General features: G+C 42.8%; 14 protein-coding genes. 13 read left to right on the plus strand and 1 reads right to left on the minus strand.

Annotated elements, in window-relative coordinates; all coding sequences use genetic code 11:
• The 12 genes from RMX98_RS02790 to RMX98_RS02845 all read left to right on the plus strand — a co-directional run bounded on the left by RMX98_RS02790 (position 1) and on the right by RMX98_RS02845 (position 16,737).
• Complete coding sequence (locus RMX98_RS02790) at positions 1-1,449, plus strand: glycosyltransferase family 4 protein (RefSeq protein WP_322676470.1); 1,449 nt, start codon at positions 1-3, stop codon at positions 1,447-1,449.
• Positions 1,450-1,650: 201 nt separating this feature from the next.
• A complete protein-coding gene (gene tyrA / locus RMX98_RS02795) occupies positions 1,651-2,688 on the plus strand; it encodes a bifunctional chorismate mutase/prephenate dehydrogenase (protein ID WP_409881027.1) in 1,038 nt (345 codons plus the stop codon).
• A 12-nt stretch (positions 2,689-2,700) separates the two neighbouring features.
• Positions 2,701-3,375: a DsbA family oxidoreductase gene (locus RMX98_RS02800; protein WP_322676468.1), complete on the plus strand. Its 675-nt coding sequence runs from the start codon at positions 2,701-2,703 to the stop codon at positions 3,373-3,375.
• The gene (locus RMX98_RS02805; RefSeq protein WP_322676467.1) at positions 3,342-4,550 is read left to right on the plus strand and encodes a 3-dehydroquinate synthase; all 1,209 of its coding nucleotides are present in this window, start codon (positions 3,342-3,344) and stop codon (positions 4,548-4,550) included. Before RMX98_RS02800 ends, RMX98_RS02805 begins: the two co-directional genes overlap by 34 nt.
• A 369-nt stretch (positions 4,551-4,919) precedes the next feature.
• Entirely contained in the window at positions 4,920-7,130 is a 2,211-nt protein-coding gene (locus RMX98_RS02810; RefSeq protein WP_322676466.1) for an anthranilate synthase, read from the plus strand.
• Between the two features lie 173 nt (positions 7,131-7,303).
• Positions 7,304-8,131, plus strand: a complete 828-nt coding sequence (gene trpC, locus RMX98_RS02815; protein WP_322678160.1) for an indole-3-glycerol phosphate synthase TrpC — start codon at positions 7,304-7,306, stop codon at positions 8,129-8,131.
• A gap of 310 nt (positions 8,132-8,441) precedes the next feature.
• Complete coding sequence (gene trpA, locus RMX98_RS02820) at positions 8,442-9,284, plus strand: tryptophan synthase subunit alpha (protein WP_322678161.1); 843 nt, start codon at positions 8,442-8,444, stop codon at positions 9,282-9,284.
• Between the two features lie 58 nt (positions 9,285-9,342).
• Positions 9,343-10,566 (plus strand): tyrosinase family protein, encoded by a 1,224-nt coding sequence (locus tag RMX98_RS02825; RefSeq protein WP_322678162.1) that lies wholly within the window; start codon positions 9,343-9,345, stop codon positions 10,564-10,566.
• Positions 10,567-10,755: 189 nt separating this feature from the next.
• The gene (trpB, locus tag RMX98_RS02830) at positions 10,756-11,985 is read left to right on the plus strand and encodes a tryptophan synthase subunit beta (RefSeq protein ID WP_322678163.1); all 1,230 of its coding nucleotides are present in this window, start codon (positions 10,756-10,758) and stop codon (positions 11,983-11,985) included.
• A gap of 93 nt (positions 11,986-12,078) precedes the next feature.
• Positions 12,079-13,194, plus strand: coding sequence for an anthranilate phosphoribosyltransferase (trpD, locus tag RMX98_RS02835; protein ID WP_322678164.1), 1,116 nt, complete (start codon positions 12,079-12,081; stop codon positions 13,192-13,194).
• A 148-nt stretch (positions 13,195-13,342) separates the two neighbouring features.
• On the plus strand, positions 13,343-14,419 hold the full coding sequence (gene aroF, locus RMX98_RS02840) for a 3-deoxy-7-phosphoheptulonate synthase (protein ID WP_322678165.1): 1,077 nt from the start codon (positions 13,343-13,345) through the stop codon (positions 14,417-14,419).
• 965 nt (positions 14,420-15,384) lie between these two features.
• On the plus strand, positions 15,385-16,737 hold the full coding sequence (locus RMX98_RS02845) for an alkaline phosphatase PhoX (protein WP_322678166.1): 1,353 nt from the start codon (positions 15,385-15,387) through the stop codon (positions 16,735-16,737).
• A 241-nt stretch (positions 16,738-16,978) separates the two neighbouring features.
• Here the strand turns inward: RMX98_RS02845 and RMX98_RS02850 are convergent, their stop codons facing one another.
• Positions 16,979-17,791, minus strand: coding sequence for an SDR family oxidoreductase (locus RMX98_RS02850; RefSeq protein ID WP_322678167.1), 813 nt, complete (start codon positions 17,789-17,791; stop codon positions 16,979-16,981).
• 204 nt (positions 17,792-17,995) lie between these two features.
• On the opposite strand from RMX98_RS02850, the gene RMX98_RS02855 reads away from it, so the two are divergent.
• The gene (locus RMX98_RS02855) at positions 17,996-18,973 is read left to right on the plus strand and encodes a threo-3-hydroxy-L-aspartate ammonia-lyase (protein ID WP_322678168.1); all 978 of its coding nucleotides are present in this window, start codon (positions 17,996-17,998) and stop codon (positions 18,971-18,973) included.
• The last annotated feature ends 210 nt before the right edge of the window (positions 18,974-19,183 follow it).

Here is a 19,183-nt window from a genome sequence, read left to right on the forward strand (position 1 = left end):
ATGCAAATTCTGATTTATTCATACAATTATCATCCAGAGCCAATTGGTATTGCACCTTTGATGACTGAACTAGCAGAAGGGCTGGTGAAGCGAGGGCATCAAGTGCGGGTAATCACAGGTATGCCTAACTATCCTCAACGTCAGATTTACGATCGCTATCGGGGTAAGTTATATGTTACTGAACATAAAAATGGTGTCAAAATTCAACGTAGTTACCTGCGGATTAAGTCTAAACCTAACCTGATAGACAGGCTACTCCTAGAATTGAGCTTTATTTTTACAAGCTTGCCACAAGCCCTGAAGGGCGAACGACCTGATGTAATTCTTTTAACAGTGCCGCCGCTACTAGTTTGCTTGCCTGCAACCTTAATAGCTTGGCTATACAACTGCCCAGTAGTGCTGAATGTGCAAGATATCCTCCCGGAAGCTGCTGTGCGTGTTGGGCTTATTAAAAATAAGTTGATGATTCAAGCTTTAGAAGCTTTAGAAAAATTCGCCTATCGAACTGCACATACCATTAGTGTGATTGCCGATGGCTTTGTAGATAATTTAATTAATAAAGATGTACCTGCTAATAAAATTGCCTGCATTCCCAATTGGGTAAATCTAAATTTTATTCGCCCTTTAGCAAAGGAGAATAACTCTTGGAGAGCTAGCCATCAACTCGATGGTAAATTTGTAGTGCTTTATTCAGGTAATATTGCTCTCACTCAAGGTTTGGAGACAGTAATAGAAGCAGCATCTCGGTTACGTCATATTAATGATATTGTCTTTGTCGTAGCAGGTGAATCTCAAGCTCTTGAAAGGTTGCAAAAACATTGTCTTGCTTGTGGTGCAGATAATGTTTTGCTTTTACCATTGCAACCGCGAGAAAAACTCCCGCAAATGTTGGCCGCAGCTGATATCGGGTTGATTGTGCAAAAAAGCAATGTGATTTCCTTCAATATGCCTTCTAAAATACCACTGCTGTTAGCTAGCGGTCGCCCAATTGTCGGTTCAGTTCCCGCAACTGGTACTGCTGCCAAAGCTATCAAAGAAAGTGGTGGCGGTATTATCGTTGAGCCGGAGTCAGCAGATGCTTTGGCCAGTGCGGTATTGAATTTATATAATCAGCCAGAATTAGCCGCGCAATTAGGGCGCAAAGGAAGAAAGTTTGCAGTAAAAAACTATTCCTTTGAACAAGCACTAGATCGGTATGAAGAAGTATTTTATGATGCGATCGCCAAAAGAGCAACAACTTTGGATATCTTGCCCGAATTGAGTTCTAATAAATCACTTGTTACTCAAGACTTTTTAGTACATACCTTGCCCATTGTGAACGAAAAAAGTAATCATATTGGACTAATCAAAACCAAGTCGCGTGTGCGCGTGGTATCTCAAGGACTAATGACAAATACTTCTCTACGAGAGGCTGCGCCAACGGCTTCGCTCAGTACAAGTGACAAATGACAAATACTTCGGCTTACCTCGACTTCTCTACGAGACGCTACGCGAACGCTCGGCACAAGTCGCTCAGTGCAACTGACAAATGACAAATGACTCCGCAAACCTAGCATTCTCTACAAGACGCTACGCGAACGCTCGGCACCACTCGCACAGTACAAGAGACAAAGGACAAAATCATATCAGCTTAAAAAAACAGACGAAAGCTTGATCGCCCTACTTAGCGATCGCATATCATTATTAGCAGCATCAGAACAACCTTCTTTAGATGAACAACTGGCTGATGTCGCTCCCCTACTTGCTCGAGCTGGTATCCCTGAGTCTGTTTGGGCAGGTGTGCTAAAAAGTTGTCATGCTACTTTGATTCCTAAATATGCCACAAATTATGTCACTCCCCGAAAAATTACCATCATCGGTGGACGCGGCAGAATGGGAAAATTATTCCAAGAGCAACTTTCGCTAGTAGGTAACAATGTTAGCGTTCTTGAACACGAAGATTGGAAATATGCAGATAAATTGTTGAATCAGGCAGAATTAGTATTAGTAAGTGTTCCCATTGAGCATACAGTTGATGTTATCAAGCGTGCTGCTAAATACCTTGCACCAACTACAGCTTTGTGTGACCTTACCAGTATTAAAATCCAGCCAACTCAAGCAATGCTCGAACACCATTCCGGCCCAGTCATGGGTTTACATCCAATGTTTGGGCCAAATATCAAATCGTTCTTTGGACAAAAAATGGTAGTGTGTCCAGGTCGAAACGATGATTCATTTCAATGGTTTCTAGATTTTATTAAAAGTAAAGGTGTCGAGTTAGTTGTTTGTACGCCTGAAGAACACGACCAGATGATGGTGATTGTTCAAGCAACGCAACATTTCTGTAGATTTAGTCTTGGCGTTTTCTTAACACAAGCTAAAATTGATATAGAGCAGAGTTTAATAATGTCAACTCCTAACTATCGTCAAGAAATTGACATTGTTAAACGTTTGTTCTCTCAAAATCCTAATTTATGTGTTGATATAATGCTAGCTACAGAAGAAAGGTGTAACGCCATTAGCTTTTTAGCTGACACTTACACCCATTTGGCGAAACTGGTAGCTAAGAAAGATAGAGACGCATTAATTAAAGAATTTGAGAATACTCAAAGCTTTTTTCAAGAAAAAATCAAAAATTTTCTCCAGCCTTTAAATCCAACGAACCAGCGAGATTGTAACCCACAAATGCACACAAAGATTAGCATTTGAAAAACTAAAACTATGCTGATAGACATCTTTCACGATCCCGTTTGCCCCTGGTGCAGAATAGGGAAAAAACATTTATTTGATGCACTAGCACAATTCCCAGAAAAAGAAGTAGATATCCGTTGGCATCCCTTTATTCTTGATAATACTGTTCCGGCTGACGGGTATGAGTTTCGCAGTTTTATGCAAAATAGAAAAGGCATCAAAGCAGATAAGCTGCAAAATTTATTTGATTATACGCAATATGCAGGTGAAGCGGCTGGAGTCAAGCTAGATTTTGAAAAAATCCGTTTGGCTGTCAATACTAGGCTTTCGCACCTACTGATTACACTCGCACCAGCAAAGGTAAAAAACGATGTTGTAGAAGCCATTTATAAAGCTTACTTTGAAGATGGTTTGAACATCGGAGATATTGACGTTCTTATTGCCATTGGTAGAGCTTACCAAATGGATTCTAGAGAATTACGGCTGCAATTGAGTGATGATGCTGCGGTTAAAGCTTTGGTAGCGGAATCAATATTTGATCGACCAAATGGCATTAACAGCATACCCTTCTTCATCATCAATAATAAAGTCAAGATAAATGGTTCTCACTCGGTAGAAATGTTCCTTGAAGCTTTAAATCGTGCCGCACTTTTAGATAGATCAGCAAAAATATGGTCATTGACATCAAGCAAAAAAGTAAATTAAACCTGCAACCAATTGCTCAACGTGTTTCGGTTACTTTCAACTATGGGGTTTACTTCACCCAAAATTTATTTGAGTTGAAAAATCCCACCTTAGCCCAAGTTCTAGCGGCAGATGGGGAGACAAAGCCGAAGAAAGTACTTGCAGTAGTAGACGCAGGAATATTGCAGCATCAACCGGAATTAGTTAAGCAATTAGTAGCGTATACCAAGTTTTATGCAGAGGTACTAGCGATCGCAGCCGAACCAATGATAATTTCGGGAGGAGAAGCTGCCAAAAACGATCGCACTTTAGTAGAACAAATCCAGCAACAGATAGAAGCAGCCGGATTATGTCGCCACTCTTACGTGTTAGCGATCGGCGGCGGGGCGGTGTTGGATTTGGTAGGATATGCAGCCGCAACAGCTCACCGAGGAATTCGCCTAATTCGGATTCCGACGACGGTTTTAGCACAAAATGATTCCGGGGTTGGCGTGAAAAACGGCATTAATGCCTTTGGTAAAAAGAACTTTCTCGGCACATTTGCGCCACCTTATGCAGTTGTAAATGACTCTGCCTTTTTGACAACCTTAGACGATCGCGATTGGCGTTCTGGAATCGCAGAAGCAATCAAAGTGGCGCTGATTAAAGATGCTAACTTTTTTCATTTTATCCATTTCCACAGCGCAGCCCTTGTACAGCGAGACATGGATGCTATACAACAGGTTATCTATCGTTGCGCCGAATTGCACCTAGAACATATTGCCAATGGCGGCGATCCTTTTGAAATGGGTTCGTCTCGTCCCCTAGATTTTGGACATTGGGCGGCTCATAAACTGGAGCATTTGACAAATTATCGTTTGCGTCATGGCGAAGCAGTTGCGATCGGTATTGCTTTAGATAGCACTTATTCTTATTTAGCAGGATTGCTGGATTGTTCGGAATGGCAACGGATATTAACTACTTTATCGGCGTTGGGTTTCACGTTGTATGTACCAGAACTAGCACAGAATTTATCACAACTAGAACATCCTGATTGTTTGTTTCGAGGTTTGACTGAATTCCGCGAACATTTGGGGGGAGAATTGACTTTAACGTTGCTACGACGTATTGGAAAAGGAATTGAAGTTCATGAGGTGAATTTGTTTTTGTATAAGCAAGCAATATCGCTGTTGCAGGAATTTAAGGTAAGGTTTTAAACGCAGAGGGACGCTGAGGGAAGCGCAGAGTTTCGCTGAGGTTTTATGAGGTAATTTACTACTTTTGGGGGAGGTGGAGGGGGTTTAATATTGTTATTAGTAAATGGATTAGGACAAGATAAAAAGCGAATAAATTGACACCTGATCGAAAAATTGTTCAATATATTATTTGCTTGATATCTAGTATTCTTAGATAAGAAACGAAAAGTTTTTAATCAGATTTTTTAACAAGAATATACGGATTAAAATAGGCTGGCTTAGATTGGCAGTAAATTATCTAAGTTGGTGATTGATCCAAAAATAACTACAAATAATGGTTAATGATTTTTGACTAATGATTGACTAATAACTATTCTAGAGAAATTACCCATGATTTTTGATTCCCGTTCTTACCAAACCCTTGGCGGTGTAAGTGTTTATCGCTCCATCACCGAAGTGAAGATAGACACTGCTCTCGAAGATATTCTCTTCCACTTGAATTCTCAGCGTGGTGGGTTGCTAAGAAGCAGTTACGAATATCCAGGGAGATACAAAAGATGGGCAATCGGATTTGTCAATCCACCACTGGAATTGACTACGCAAAAAAATACTTTCACTTTGATTGCGTTAAATGAACGCGGGCGAGTACTTTTACCATTTTTCTTAGAGCGTTTATCCAAGTCAGAACAAGTTGAGAAAGTCACCCAAGATAATAACCAGATTGTAGGCTTTGTTAAACCTGCGAAAAAGTTATTTATTGAAGAAGAACGAAGTAAACAACCTTCAGCATTTACAGTTATCCGCGAAATTCTTCAGACTTTCTCTAGCCAAGAAGACGAGCATTTAGGTTTGTATGGTGCGTTTGGTTATGACTTAGTTTTTCAGTTTGAACCAATTACCCAACATCTGGAACGTCCTACAGATCAGCGAGATTTAGTGCTTTATTTGCCTGATGAATTGATTGTTGTTGACTACTATCAGCAACGGGCATTTCGTCTCCAATATGAATTTGAAACAGCGCACGGTAGCACTAAAAATCTGCCTCGAACAGGTGAGTCTGTAGATTATCGCGGAAAACATCTTCTCCCGAATCAAACTGCTGACCATAAAGTAGGCGAATACGCGAAAAAAGTTGAGCTTGCACTCGATTATTTCCGCCGAGGTGATTTATTTGAAGTTGTTCCCAGTCAAAACTTTTTTGAGGGCTATGAAGACGAACCCAGTAAACTATTTAATACCTTAAAAGAAATAAATCCTAGCCCTTATGGATTTATTTTTAATTTAGGTGGAGAATATCTGGTTGGTGCATCTCCAGAAATGTTTGTGCGGGTTGAGGGTAGGCGGGTAGAAACTTGTCCGATTAGTGGCACTATTAGCCGGGGACAAGATGCTCTTGATGATGCGGTACAAATTCGTCAGTTACTCAACTCCCACAAAGATGAAGCCGAGTTGACCATGTGTACTGATGTCGATCGCAATGACAAATCTCGAATCTGCGAACCTGGTTCAGTACGAGTCATTGGTCGTCGCCAAATAGAATTATACAGCCACCTGATTCATACAGTGGATCATGTTGAGGGTACTCTGCGATCGCAATTTGATGCTTTAGATGCCTTTCTTTCGCATACATGGGCGGTTACAGTCACCGGCGCACCCAAAAGAGCCGCAATAGATTTTATTGAACAGCATGAACGTAGCGCCCGACGTTGGTATGGTGGAGCAGTCGGCTATTTAAATTTCAATGGCAATTTAAATACTGGCTTAATTCTGCGGACAATCCGGTTAAAAGACTGCATCGCCGAAGTGCGAGTCGGTGCTACTGTCCTTTATGATTCCATACCACAGGCAGAAGAACAAGAAACAATTACCAAAGCTGCTGCTTTATTTGAAACAATTCGGCGTGTAAAGCAAAGGAGTCAGAAAATTGATGAATCCAGTTTTATAAAATCAACTAAAATCCTTCCAAGCGGGGCAGATGGCAAACGCGTCTTACTAATAGACTATGAAGACTCATTTGTTCATACCCTAGCCAATTACATTCGCCAAACTGGTGCAAGCGTTACGACACTCCGTCATGGTTTCTCAGAATCGCTATTCGATACAGAACGCCCTGACTTAGTTGTATTATCTCCTGGCCCTGGTAGACCAAGTGATTTTCGAGTTCCCCAAACTGTCGGTGCTATTCTGCATCGCCAAATTCCTATTTTCGGAGTTTGTCTAGGATTGCAAGGTATCGTCGAAGCTTTTGATGGCGAGTTGGGAGTTCTCAACTACCCTCAACATGGTAAATCCTCACGGATTTTCGTCACCGATTCCAATTCTGTCACCTTTAAAAACTTACCCGAATCCTTTCCAGTGGGTAGATATCACTCATTGTTCGCCCTACCGCAACGTTTGCCAAAAGAACTCAAAGTAACAGCGATTTCTGATGACGACGTAATTATGGGCATTGAACATCAGACACTTCCTATTGCTGCCGTTCAGTTTCACCCGGAATCAATCATGACTTTAACCGGAGAAGTCGGTTTGGAAATCATCAAAAATGTGGTGCGTGCGTATACGCAGACGAAAGAGCCATTGGGAATAGGCAATAGGCAATAGGTAATAGGCAATAGGCAATAGGCAATAGGCAATAGGGCATTCATTATTTTTCCTACCTCCCCTACCTCCCCTGCCTCCCCTGCTCCCCCTACTCCCCCTGCTCCCCCTGCCCCTCGGTCACTGAGCGTAGCCGAAGTGCTGCTCCCCTGCTCCCCCACTACCCTTAGCAGTTTATGACTAACCAAGTTACCACTTCTCGCCATATTCTCGAAGAAATTGTGTTGCATAAAAGGCAAGAAGTTGACCAAATGCAGCAAGAATTGCCTTTAGCCTCCTTGCGACAACAGTTAAATACAGCCCCGACTGTGCGAAATTTCTTGACTGCTTTGCAGGAAAATTACAACCAACCGAGTTTAATTGCCGAGGTTAAAAAAGCATCACCTAGCCGTGGGATTATCCGCGCAGATTTTGACCCAGTAGCGATCGCTCAAGCTTATGAACGAGGTGGTGCAGCTTGTTTATCAGTCCTGACTGACGAAAAGTTTTTTCAGGGCGGTTTTGAAAATCTGCAAAATGTGCGATCGCAAGTTGCATTACCCTTACTGTGCAAGGAGTTCATCATTGACCGCTATCAAATTTATTTAGCACGCACAGCAGGCGCAGATGCTGTATTGTTAATTGCTGCCATTTTATCAGATCGAGAACTTCAAGATTTTTTGCAAGTGATTCATGATTTGGGCATGACTGCACTAGTAGAAGTTCATACCTTGGCTGAACTAGATCGAGTGCTAAAGCTTGACAACCTAAGTTTAGTCGGAATCAACAATCGCAATTTAGAAGATTTTACCCTTGATTTAGGAACAACGCAGCAACTTTTAGCACAGCGTCAACAACAATTACAAAGTTTGGATATCACCGTCGTCAGCGAGTCTGGATTGTATACACCTGCTGATTTATCTCTTGTCGCTGAGGCTGGTGCGCGTGCAGTTTTGATCGGCGAGTCTTTAGTTAAGCAAAGTGATGTAGAGCAAGCTGTACGTACTCTTTTGAGCCTTTCTTAAACCTATTACCTAATTACTAAAAATCTGAAATCTAAAAAATGAAGCTCTGATACTCATTAATGAAGTTCAAAGACTCATTAATGAAGCTCTGATACTCATTAATGAATATAAAAGACTCATTAATGAAGCTCTGATACTCATTAATGAAGCTAAAAGACTCATTAATGAAGCTCTGATACTCATTAATGGAGCTAAAAGACTCATTAATGAAGCTAAAAGACTCATTAACAAAAAATTTAGCATAGGCATCGCTAATTGCTAAGTGTTAATTATTTCAAAAGTATTAACCAATCATTAACTATTTTTCAGCATGACTTCTATTTCAGAGACCTTTCAAACTTTACGCGATCGCCAACAGTGTGCTTTAATCCCCTTTATTACAGCAGGCGATCCTAACTTAAAAACCACTGCCGAGGCTTTACGTATCTTAGACCGCAACGGTGCTGACTTTATCGAGTTGGGCATTCCCTACTCAGATCCTCTGGCGGATGGGCCTGTAATTCAAGCAGCAGCAACCCGCGCTTTGCAAAAAGGCACAAAATTAGAACAAGTGCTAGAGATGTTGCACATGATAATTCCTAGCCTAACAGCGCCAATCATTCTATTTACTTACTACAATCCTATTTTGCACCGGGGTATTAAGTCATTTTTGGCGCAAATTGCTGCTGCTGGGGTGCAGGGATTGGTAGTGCCAGATTTACCCTTAGAAGAAGCAGAAGAATTAATCCAGACTGCTGCATCCTTTGGAATTGAAGTAATTTTGCTCGTAGCTCCTACCAGTTCTCAAGATAGAATTGAAGCGATCGCTCGTCAATCTCAGGGTTTTATCTACCTGGTAAGCGTAACAGGAGTTACAGGTATCCGCGCTCAAATCCAAGATCGTGTCAAGGATTTAATTACAGAATTGCGAAGCGTCACCAATAAACCCATCGGCGTTGGTTTTGGCATCTCAGGGCCAGAACAAGCACATCAAGTAAAAGAATGGGGTGCAGACGCAGTGATTGTTGGTAGTGCCTTTGTTAAAAGATTAGCAGAAGGTAGCCCAACTGAAAGATTGCAAGCAGTAGAAAAGCTTTGCCAAGAACTTAAAACAGCCATTACAGAAAGTCAGCGCGAAAGTCCATCTCTTCAAGCAGTAGGGAATAGGGAGTAGGGAATCAATATCAATTATCTCTCTCCCTGCCCTTCTGTCCCCTGCTTCCCTTAAGACAATGAAATTCCTGCTGAAATCTGTCAAAATATTAATTTACAGCGTACTTCTAGTTACCACCTGTGCTATTGCAGTCTTTGCCCACGATCGCATTGATCACAGACAATACAAATATCATTGGAATTACAATTTTCCAGGACAATACGCTCACCTAGCTGTAAGAAAGAATGTAACTGACCTGACATCAGCAGAGAAAACAGCCTTTGTCAAAGCTATCAAAACCTTAAAAACTGTTATACCCGCAGGTAGCAAGCTCAGTATTTATGACCAATTCGTTGCCATACATCTAGGCGCAACACGCTTGATTCATAACCATAAAGGACATTCCAATGGTTCCGTTCAAGAACTTGCTCATGAAAATGCCGCATTTTTCCCTTGGCATCGAGAATATATTCGCAGATTTGAACAAGCACTGCAAGCAGAAGACCCAACTGTTACTCTCTCATACTGGGATTGGACTGACCCCAAATCACTTGATGTGGTTTTTAACGATGACTTTCTTGGTTCTAACGGTCAAGGAGTAACCATCAAAATTCCCAATCAGGGAAACTTTACAGGCGGCCCTGTACCTGGCGCTTTTTCGGCTGCAAATGGCTGGATTATGAATCCAGCATTAAACATTGACCCAGATACCCAAACATCATTAGGTACATCACTTGTCCGCTTTCTAAAACTACCTCCAGCCACCGATTACCCTGTCCCCAAAAAAGATGTTGAGCGTGCCCTGAGACTTAATGACTATTCTTTATTTCGCCCTGCTTTAGAAGGATTTATCTCTGTAGATAAGCAAGGTAAAGTCACTCCCGGAGGATTTATCCACAATTATATTCATGGTTTAGTCGGTGGGGTACAGATAGACGCAAGCACAAGACCCGTAAAGTTTAAAGGCTTAGGTACGATGAGCAATATACCAAGTTCGCCTTATGACCCAGTGTTTTGGTTGCATCATGCCAATGTAGACCGCCTCTGGGCTGAATGGCAAGAAAAGGGTCATCAAGGTAGCAATTTCTATCCTGCTGATGGTCAGCCTTACGGGCACAATCTTAAAGACCTAATGTGGCCTTGGGATGGCGGGATGTCTACCCCAAAAGCTACGGCGTTAGGAAATTTACTATCCCTACTACCAAAATTTAACCCTAGCGATTTGGTGCGCCCCATAGACGTTTTGAATCACAAGGAACTGGGTTATACCTACGAAACCTGGCAAAGGAAAACGCAAAGATAATTGCTCTTTTCTATGTGTTCTCTGCGCGGCAGTCGCTCATGGGGGAAACCCCCAAGACCGCGCTGCCTTGCCTCTGTGGTTCAATCAAATACTTTTAAACCGCACAGACACAGAGAACGCAAAGATTTTAAGAGTCACCTTGAATAGAACGAAAGTAAAAAATACTCGAACATCAAAGGATTTTACCCAATGGTAGGCATACAAGACATCAAGACTGCAACTGTCCAACCAGATTCTTTAGGCAGATTTGGAAAATTTGGCGGTAAATACGTCCCAGAAACCTTAATGCCTGCATTAACTGAATTAGAAGCAGCATTTCAAAAATATCGTGATGAGCCGAGTTTCCAAACCGAACTGCAAAACTTATTACGTGACTATGTAGGACGACCCAGCCCATTATATTTTGCTGAACGCCTGACAACAAACTACGCTCGACGAGATGGCACTGGGCCACAAATTTATTTAAAGCGCGAGGATTTAAATCACACAGGCGCTCACAAAATTAATAATGCGTTGGCTCAAGTGTTACTCGCTAAACGCATGGGTAAGCAACGGATTATTGCAGAGACAGGTGCAGGACAACACGGCGTAGCGACTGCAACTGTGTGCGCGCGATTTGGTTTGAAATGTGTGATTTACATGGGCGTTCACGATATGGAACGCCAAGCCCTGAACGTGTTTCGGATGAAATTAATGGGGGCAGAAGTTAGTCCAGTGGAGGCAGGGACGGGAACTCTCAAGGATGCGACTTCGGAAGCAATTCGGGATTGGGTAACAAACGTGGAAACAACTCATTACATCCTGGGTTCCGTTGCCGGGCCTCATCCCTACCCGATGATTGTCCGTGACTTCCACGCGGTAATTGGACAAGAAACTCGCGCTCAATCCCAAGAGAAATGGGGAGGATTACCAGATATTTTACTGGCTTGCGTGGGTGGAGGTTCCAATGCGATCGGCTTATTCAATGAATTTGTCCATGAATCTTCAGTGCGCCTAATTGGAGTCGAGGCGGCGGGTGAAGGTGTAAATACAGAAAAACACGCTGCTACCTTGACAAAAGGAAAAATAGGTGTGTTGCACGGTGCAATGAGTTATTTACTGCAAGATGATGATGGTCAAGTCATCGAAGCCCATTCAATTAGTGCCGGATTAGATTATCCCGGCGTTGGCCCTGAGCATAGTTATTTAAAGGATCTTGGTCGCGCCGAATATTACAGTGTTACCGATAAACAGGCACTAGAAGCATTGCAAAGACTTTCGCAACTCGAAGGGATTATTCCAGCTTTAGAAACGGCTCATGCGATCGCATATCTAGAAACCCTTTGTCCTCAGTTAGAAGGCAACCCCCGCATCGTCATCAATTGTTCCGGCAGAGGTGACAAAGATGTGCAAACCGTTGCCAAAGTCCTAATTCCTTAATTTGTTATTTGTCATTAGTCATTAGTCATTTGTCACTTGTACTGAGCGAAGCCGAAGTATTTGTCATTTGTCTTTCGTGAATGCCCAATAAATATGATCGCTGTAACGCAAACTCCACTTGAAAACTTCCCCATTCCTCCTGAGTTGTACAACTGGTCAGCTTTATTGCAACAGTTGTTGAATCGGCAATCGTTGACAGTTCCCCAAGCTGCGGATTTGATGCAAGGTTGGCTCACAGATGCCATTCCTGATGTCCTATCAGGAGCGATTTTAACCGCAATTCAAGCCAAAGGCGTATCCGCCGAAGAATTAGTAGGCATGGCCAGTGTCTTACAATCCCAATCCCCAGTACCCAGCGATGCACTGAGCTTGCCGAAGTGTACCCAATCCCCAGTCCCCCTAATTGACACCTGTGGAACTGGGGGAGATGGTGCTTCAACCTTTAATATCTCCACTGCTGTTGCCTTTGTCGCCGCCGCCGCCGGGGTAAAAGTTGCCAAACATGGCAATCGTTCCGCATCTAGCAAAGCTGGTTCCGCTGATGTGTTGGAAGCTTTGGGTATAAATCTCAACGCTACTCCTGAGAAAGTACAGGCGGCAGTGAGTGAAGTTGGAATCACCTTTTTGTTTGCTCCTGGCTGGCATCCTGCACTAAAGGCGATCGCTAGTTTACGAAAAACTTTGAAAGTGCGGACTGTTTTTAACTTGCTCGGCCCACTAGTAAATCCCATGCGACCGACAGGGCAAATTATTGGTGTGAACGACCCAATTTTACTAGAGGAGATTGTTCAAGCTTTATCCCAACTGGGATGTCAGCAAGCGATCGCACTCCACGGACGGGAACGTTTAGATGAAGCTGGTTTGGCAGATGTCACTGACTTAGCTGTACTCCAAAATAAAAAAGTCCGTTCTCTAACCCTCAATCCTCAAGAACTGGGTTTGAGTTTTGCACCGACTGCGGCGTTATGCGGTGGAGATGTTCAACAAAATGCCGAAATTTTAAAGGCAGTTCTCCAAGGTAAAGGCACTCAAGCGCAGCAAGATGTAGTCGCTTTAAATACAGCTCTTGCACTGCAAGTGGGTGAAGCCATTCATGGGGAAACTGATGTTTTAGCAGGTTGTGTTAAAGGTATTGCCCTTGCCAAGGATATTCTGCAAAGCGGCGCGGCTTGGACAAAACTAGAACAACTTGGGGAATTTTTGCGCTAGAACCTCTCCTACAAGGAGCTACGGTGTAGAGGCAAGTCTTCTAAAGTTGCCCTACACCTTGACCTGCAATGCCAATGCATTACCCTGCAATAACAATGCATCGACCTGTAAAGATTAGCCCACCCAAACTATACGCAAGGAAAAGTAGATGATTATTATACTTAAGAGCGGTACACCTGTTGAGGAAATTACTCGCATTAGCCAAGAAGTGAGTGAGACTTGGGGAGTCACGGTAGAAAAAAGCATTGGCACTCATAAAGTTGTGCTGGGGCTAATTGGTGATACCACTAGCATCGATAAATTACAAGTTCAGGAATTCAGCCCTTGGATTGAGCAAGTATTACGGGTGCAACAACCTTTCAAGCGCGTAAGCCGAGAATTCCGACATGGAGAAGCCAGCGAAGTTGTTGTACCTACACCTAACGGTGATGTCTACTTCGGTGAACATCATCCCATCGTAGTGGTAGCCGGGCCTTGTTCCGTTGAGAATGAAGCGATGATTGTCGAAACAGCAAGGCGCGTGAAGGCAGCAGGAGCGCAGTTCCTGCGTGGTGGAGCTTATAAACCCCGTACTTCACCTTATGCATTTCAAGGTTATGGTGAAAGCGCTTTAGATTTATTAGCAGCAGCGCGGGAAGCTACTGGTTTGGGTATCGTCACAGAACTGATGGATGCTGCCGATTTATCAGCAGTGGCGAGAACAGCTGACATCATCCAAATCGGGGCGCGAAATATGCACAACTTCTCGCTGCTGAAAAAGGTAGGCGCTCAAGATAAACCTGTGCTGTTGAAGCGCGGGATGTCTGCCACAATTGACGAGTGGCTGATGGCAGCAGAATATATTTTGGCATCTGGAAATCCGAATGTGATTCTTTGTGAACGAGGAATCAGAACCTTTGATGGTAAATATGCCCGGAATACTTTAGATTTATCAGTGCTTCCGGTATTGCGATCGCTTACCCACTTACCAATTATGATCGATCCCAGTCATGGTACGGGTAGGTCAGAATATGTTCCATCGATGGCAATGGCTGCGATCGCAGCTGGTACAGATTCCTTAATGATTGAAGTTCATCCCAATCCCGCAAAAGCTTTATCTGATGGCCCCCAATCTCTCACCCCTGAGAAATTTGACCGCTTAGTTCAAGAAATGTCAGTCTTGGGCAAACTAGTCGATCGCTGGCCTACACCTGCACCTGCATTCGATCGCATTGGTGGGCGTTGAAATAAAGGGATAAATTGAGGTCATCCACTTTACAATAGACCTCTTGCAAAAGTTCTTTTTGCAAGAGGTGGGAAAAGGGAAAAGGTTAAAGGGGAAAGGGAAAAAAACAAACCTTTCCCCCTTTCCCCGACAAATGCCAAGAAGTCTAATGTCCACACTGTAGGTCAAGGAAATTCAGAAAAACGGAAAGCGAAGAGGTATGTGGGCACATTTGCATCAAATGCAATGTGCCTGCTGCCGTGCTTCTCTACGAGACGCTACGCGAATCCTAACCATCCTAAATCATTTGTGAAATTCTTGATTTGTTTTCTTGGCGCTCTTGGCGACTTGGCGGTTCGATAATTTTCACAACTAAAATAAGTAGGTGGACACAATTATTTAGAAGACGCATTTCGACTCCCTTCTCTACGAGAGGCTGCGCCAACGACTCCGCTACCTCGACTTCGCTCGGCACAAGTCAGGGCAAGTCGCTCAATGTTCGGTAAGGTTATTCCTTGAGGGTTGAGTTTCGACACAACGACTACGCGGTAGTTGAGCGTAGTCGAAACTCAGTGCATCGCTACGCGGTAATCGAGCGAAGTCGAGATTCAACTTCCGCGCAGTCGAAACCCGGCCAGATCGAGTTAGGTTTAATTTAGTCCTTCTACTTAGAATTACTATAGGTATACCGAAAGAAGATATCCTCTCAAAAATTATTGATTTTTTATTGCTTATAATAAATCCGATTTTTACCTCTTAAAGGGTGCGATTAAAGGAACCTGCTACCACGACTTTGTTTATATCGCTCTAGGTTTTAGGTAGTGGGTTTACATAAAACTTATATGCATAAATTTGGCTGACTTGGGAAATTTTTATATAAATTTATCTTTTATTAACTAACTCTAAATTAAATAAAGCATTACCTAAACTTAATCAAAATCAAATAATTTTTCTTCAGCATTATTTTAAGTAACCAAATCATCCTCATGACACTCTCACGACGTAAATTCTTTGCAGTAGCAGGTACTACTGCTGTCGGCACTTTGATGGTGTCTCCTTTAGAAGGTCTTCTTGCCAGAAAAGCCTATGGTAAAAAATTTGGTAGAGGATATGGGCCACTTTTACCAGATCCCAATGGCTTGTTAGATTTACCAAGCGGATTTGAGTATCAAGTTATTTCTCGCACAGGCACTCTGATGAGCGATGGCAATCTAGAGCCTAGTAATCATGATGGTATGGCAGCCTTCCCTGGGCCTCAAAACACAACAATTCTGGTTCGCAATCACGAACTTAGCATCACCTCTGGTACACGAGTACAAGTACCAAATCCCTACGATCCCATTTGCAGAGGTGGCACTACGACTCTAATTGTTGGACGCGATCGCCAGTTGATCAAACAGTTCAGCTCTCTCGGCGGAACCATTCGTAATTGTGCCGGTGGTTTAACTCCTTGGGGTTCATGGATTAGCTGTGAAGAAGATACAACCATACCAAGTGCAACTAATGGAGTCACAAAGTTACACGGTTATAACTTTGAGGTTCCATCTAGAGCCACCTCTCCTGTTGACCCAGTGCCTCTAGTTGCGATGGGACGGTTTAATCATGAGGCTATAGCTGTAGATCCCAAAACTGGATATGTCTATCAGACTGAAGATAGAGGAAATAGCCTCTTCTACCGTTTTATCCCGAAAGTTCCTGGACGGTTAAAAGAAGGAGGCATTCTTCAAGCTCTGAGGATCATAGGTAAACCAGGAGTCAACACTAAGACTGGTTTCGTAGTAGGACAAAAGTTGGCTGTAGATTGGGTAAATATTCCTGACCCCAACCCAACAACTACAGATAATGTCAGAGTGCAAGGTCATGACTTAGGTGCAGCTCAGTTTAGCCGTGGGGAAGGCATCTATTATGACGACAACAGAGATAAGAAGGATAAAAAAGGCAACAATTGCAAAGGAGAATTTTACTTCACTGCTACAGATGGTGGCCCTGTCGGCGGTGGTCAGGTCTGGCGCTACATTCCGGGTGAAGAGACAATTGAATTGTTTGTCGAGTCTCAATCTAAAGATGAACTCGATATGCCCGATAACATAGTCGTAGCACCTTTTGGCGATCTTATCCTTTGTGAGGACGGAGACGGCGACAATTTCTTGATAGGTATTACTCCCAGTGGTGAAATCTACAAATTTGCGCGTAATGCCCTCGAAACTGGTGAGTTTGCTGGAGCCTGTTTTTCACCTGATGGTCGTACTTTGTTTGTTAACATTCAAAGCCCTGGTATTACTTTAGCTATTTGGGGCCCTTGGAAGAGTAATAGAGGCTGGACTGATATCAAGTGGTAAGATCAATAGACTTCTTGGCATTTGTCGGGAAAAGGGTAAGGGGGAAGGGGAAAAAATTCTGTATTGTCCCCTTCCCCTTTAACCTTTGCCCTTTTCCCCCTCTTGCAAAAGTGCTTTTTGCAAGAGGTCTAATGTCAATGTAGGGGTAGCCCCCGCAGGCATCGCTAAACCCGATCAAGAGATTATTTCGTCTAAAAAATCTCTTGATCTGGTCTTGTTGAAAAGAGTATAAAATCTCGAACTACCTATTTTTTTTGAGTTCGTGCATACTTCTCACAACCTTTGTGACTAAATTTCTGGGTGTAAATCTGACACTTTCAGTCAATATCTTATTTCTCATTCCAGGAACAACAACAGTTTTGTTGTTCATTAAACCGCGATAACCAATTTTAGCAACGGTTGCTGTATCCATCATTCTGTTAACATTAGCAATCTTTGAATCTTCCATTGCAGCAGTTTGTTGAAATTCTGATGCTGTTGGCCCTGGACAAAGAACAGTGACGCTGACACCTGTACCCTCTAATTCATTAGCGATCGCTTCTGAAAATGATAATACATAGGCTTTTGTAGCGAAATAAACTGCCATTAGAGGCCCTGGTTGAAAAGCTGCTGCTGAGGCCACATTTAATATTTTTCCATAGTCTTGCTCGAGCATATCCTTGAGAAATAACTTAGTTAAATGAGTCAGACAGACCATATTTACCTGTAGCATTTGCAGTTCAATGCTGAGGTCTGTTTCGCTAAATGCTCCATAAGTACCAAAGCCAGCATTGTTAACCAGCACATCAATTTTGATGGATGCTTGCTGTAGTTCTGTGAAAATTTCTTCTGGAGATGCTGGGATAGATAAATCCTTAACAAAAATTTTGACAAAAATGCCAAACTTTTCGGGAAACTCATCTATAATTTCAGTAAGTTTTTCTTCATTCTTATCTACTAAGACAAGATTATAACTATGACGAGCAAAAATCTGGGTTAATTGATAGCCTATCCCACTAGCCGCTCCTGTAATTAGAGCAGTTTTTTTTTGCCGACTTTCGGATGTTTTATTCATGCTAAAAAAATGGCGAACCTGAATTAATTTAAGTTTTATAAATTTAGCTATAGCAATATATAATGTTTGCTTTAGCTATTTTTATGCAAACAATAAATGATGCTAACCACCTGAAACGAATATGCTTCAATCCAGAATATTAGACGCAAATATAAAAATCTGTATCTATATAAACAAGAGCAAGAATATTTAAGATCGTCATCAATGCCACAACATAATTCCGTTACTATTACTGACGTACAAGCAGCACAAGAGCGAATTTTGGGAATTGCTCACCGCACGCCTGTGCTAACTTCTAGAATGGTTAACGATCGCACCAATAGCCAAGTATTCTTTAAGTGCGAAAACTTTCAACGCACAGGGTCATTTAAATTTAGAGGTGCGTACAACGCCCTAGCCCAACTATCGGTAGTAGAAAAACAAACAGGCGTTCTCACCTATTCATCAGGAAATCATGCCCAAGCGATCGCTTTAGCTGGACAATTACTAAATATTCCCACCACCATTATCATGCCTGATGATGCTCCGGCTGTTAAGCAAACTGCTACTTGTGGTTATGGTGCAGAGGTAATTTTGTACAATCGCCAAGAAACAAACCGAGAAGAATTAGCCCAAAATTTAGCAAGCGATCGCAATCTGACTCTGATTCCTCCTTACGATCATCCCCATATAGTCGCCGGACAGGGGACAACTGCTTTAGAACTGATTCAAGAAGTTGGTGAATTGGACTTACTATTAGTTTGTTGTGGTGGTGGTGGATTACTTTCCGGGTGTGCGATCGCAGCCAAAGCACTTTTACCCAATTGTAAAGTAATCGGGGTAGAACCAGCACTTGCCGACGATGCTACCCGCTCCTTTCACACCAAAACCCTGCAAACTGTCAAAAATCCTAATACTATCGCCGATGGTGCGCGAACTCCTAGCCTTGGTAAAATTACTTTCCCCTTAGTGCTGCATTACGTCGATGATATGGTGACAGTATCGGAAGCAGCGATTCTTCGCACCATGTTTTTCTTGTGGGAACGTCTGAAAATTGTCGTTGAACCTACCGGAGTACTTGCAGCCGCAGCCTTACTCGAAGGTGTGGTGACAGCACCAGAGGCGAGGGTTGGTGCGATCGTTAGCGGTGGAAATGTAGATTTGACGCAAGTTGGTAAATTATTTTCTGTAGGATTGGATTGAACCGAGTGTGCGGCTTGTAAGCTGTTAATCACTTAATTTGCTTGTTGAGACCGCAGGGGGGCAGGGGAGCAGAGGGGCAGGGGAGAGGGTTTGAAGTTTTTCCCCAAAATTTCAATTGTGCAACTTGTAAGCACAGTAGCTTAACTATCAGCGTTTTCAACCAGCGTAGGCGGGTAAAGTCTCGTGTAGCCGCGACTTCTAGTCGCTTGG

This window comes from Nostoc sp. DedQUE02, from assembly GCF_034531035.1.
Lineage (GTDB): Bacteria > Cyanobacteriota > Cyanobacteriia > Cyanobacteriales > Nostocaceae > Nostoc.

Excerpts from the sequence above, each read along its gene's own strand:
- aroF (WP_322678165.1), top strand. The coding sequence starts at position 13,343 with ATGATTATTATACTTAAGAGCGGTACACCTGTTGAGGAAATTACTCGC.
- RMX98_RS02825 (WP_322678162.1), top strand. The coding sequence starts at position 9,343 with ATGAAATTCCTGCTGAAATCTGTCAAAATATTAATTTACAGCGTACTT.
- trpB (WP_322678163.1), top strand. The coding sequence starts at position 10,756 with ATGGTAGGCATACAAGACATCAAGACTGCAACTGTCCAACCAGATTCT.
- RMX98_RS02805 (WP_322676467.1), top strand. The coding sequence starts at position 3,342 with ATGGTCATTGACATCAAGCAAAAAAGTAAATTAAACCTGCAACCAATT.
- RMX98_RS02850 (WP_322678167.1), bottom strand. The coding sequence starts at position 17,791 with ATGAATAAAACATCCGAAAGTCGGCAAAAAAAAACTGCTCTAATTACA.
- RMX98_RS02855 (WP_322678168.1), top strand. The coding sequence starts at position 17,996 with ATGCCACAACATAATTCCGTTACTATTACTGACGTACAAGCAGCACAA.
- trpA (WP_322678161.1), top strand. The coding sequence starts at position 8,442 with ATGACTTCTATTTCAGAGACCTTTCAAACTTTACGCGATCGCCAACAG.
- trpD (WP_322678164.1), top strand. The coding sequence starts at position 12,079 with ATGATCGCTGTAACGCAAACTCCACTTGAAAACTTCCCCATTCCTCCT.
- RMX98_RS02800 (WP_322676468.1), top strand. The coding sequence starts at position 2,701 with ATGCTGATAGACATCTTTCACGATCCCGTTTGCCCCTGGTGCAGAATA.
- RMX98_RS02845 (WP_322678166.1), top strand. The coding sequence starts at position 15,385 with ATGACACTCTCACGACGTAAATTCTTTGCAGTAGCAGGTACTACTGCT.
- trpC (WP_322678160.1), top strand. The coding sequence starts at position 7,304 with ATGACTAACCAAGTTACCACTTCTCGCCATATTCTCGAAGAAATTGTG.
- RMX98_RS02790 (WP_322676470.1), top strand. The coding sequence starts at position 1 with ATGCAAATTCTGATTTATTCATACAATTATCATCCAGAGCCAATTGGT.
- RMX98_RS02810 (WP_322676466.1), top strand. The coding sequence starts at position 4,920 with ATGATTTTTGATTCCCGTTCTTACCAAACCCTTGGCGGTGTAAGTGTT.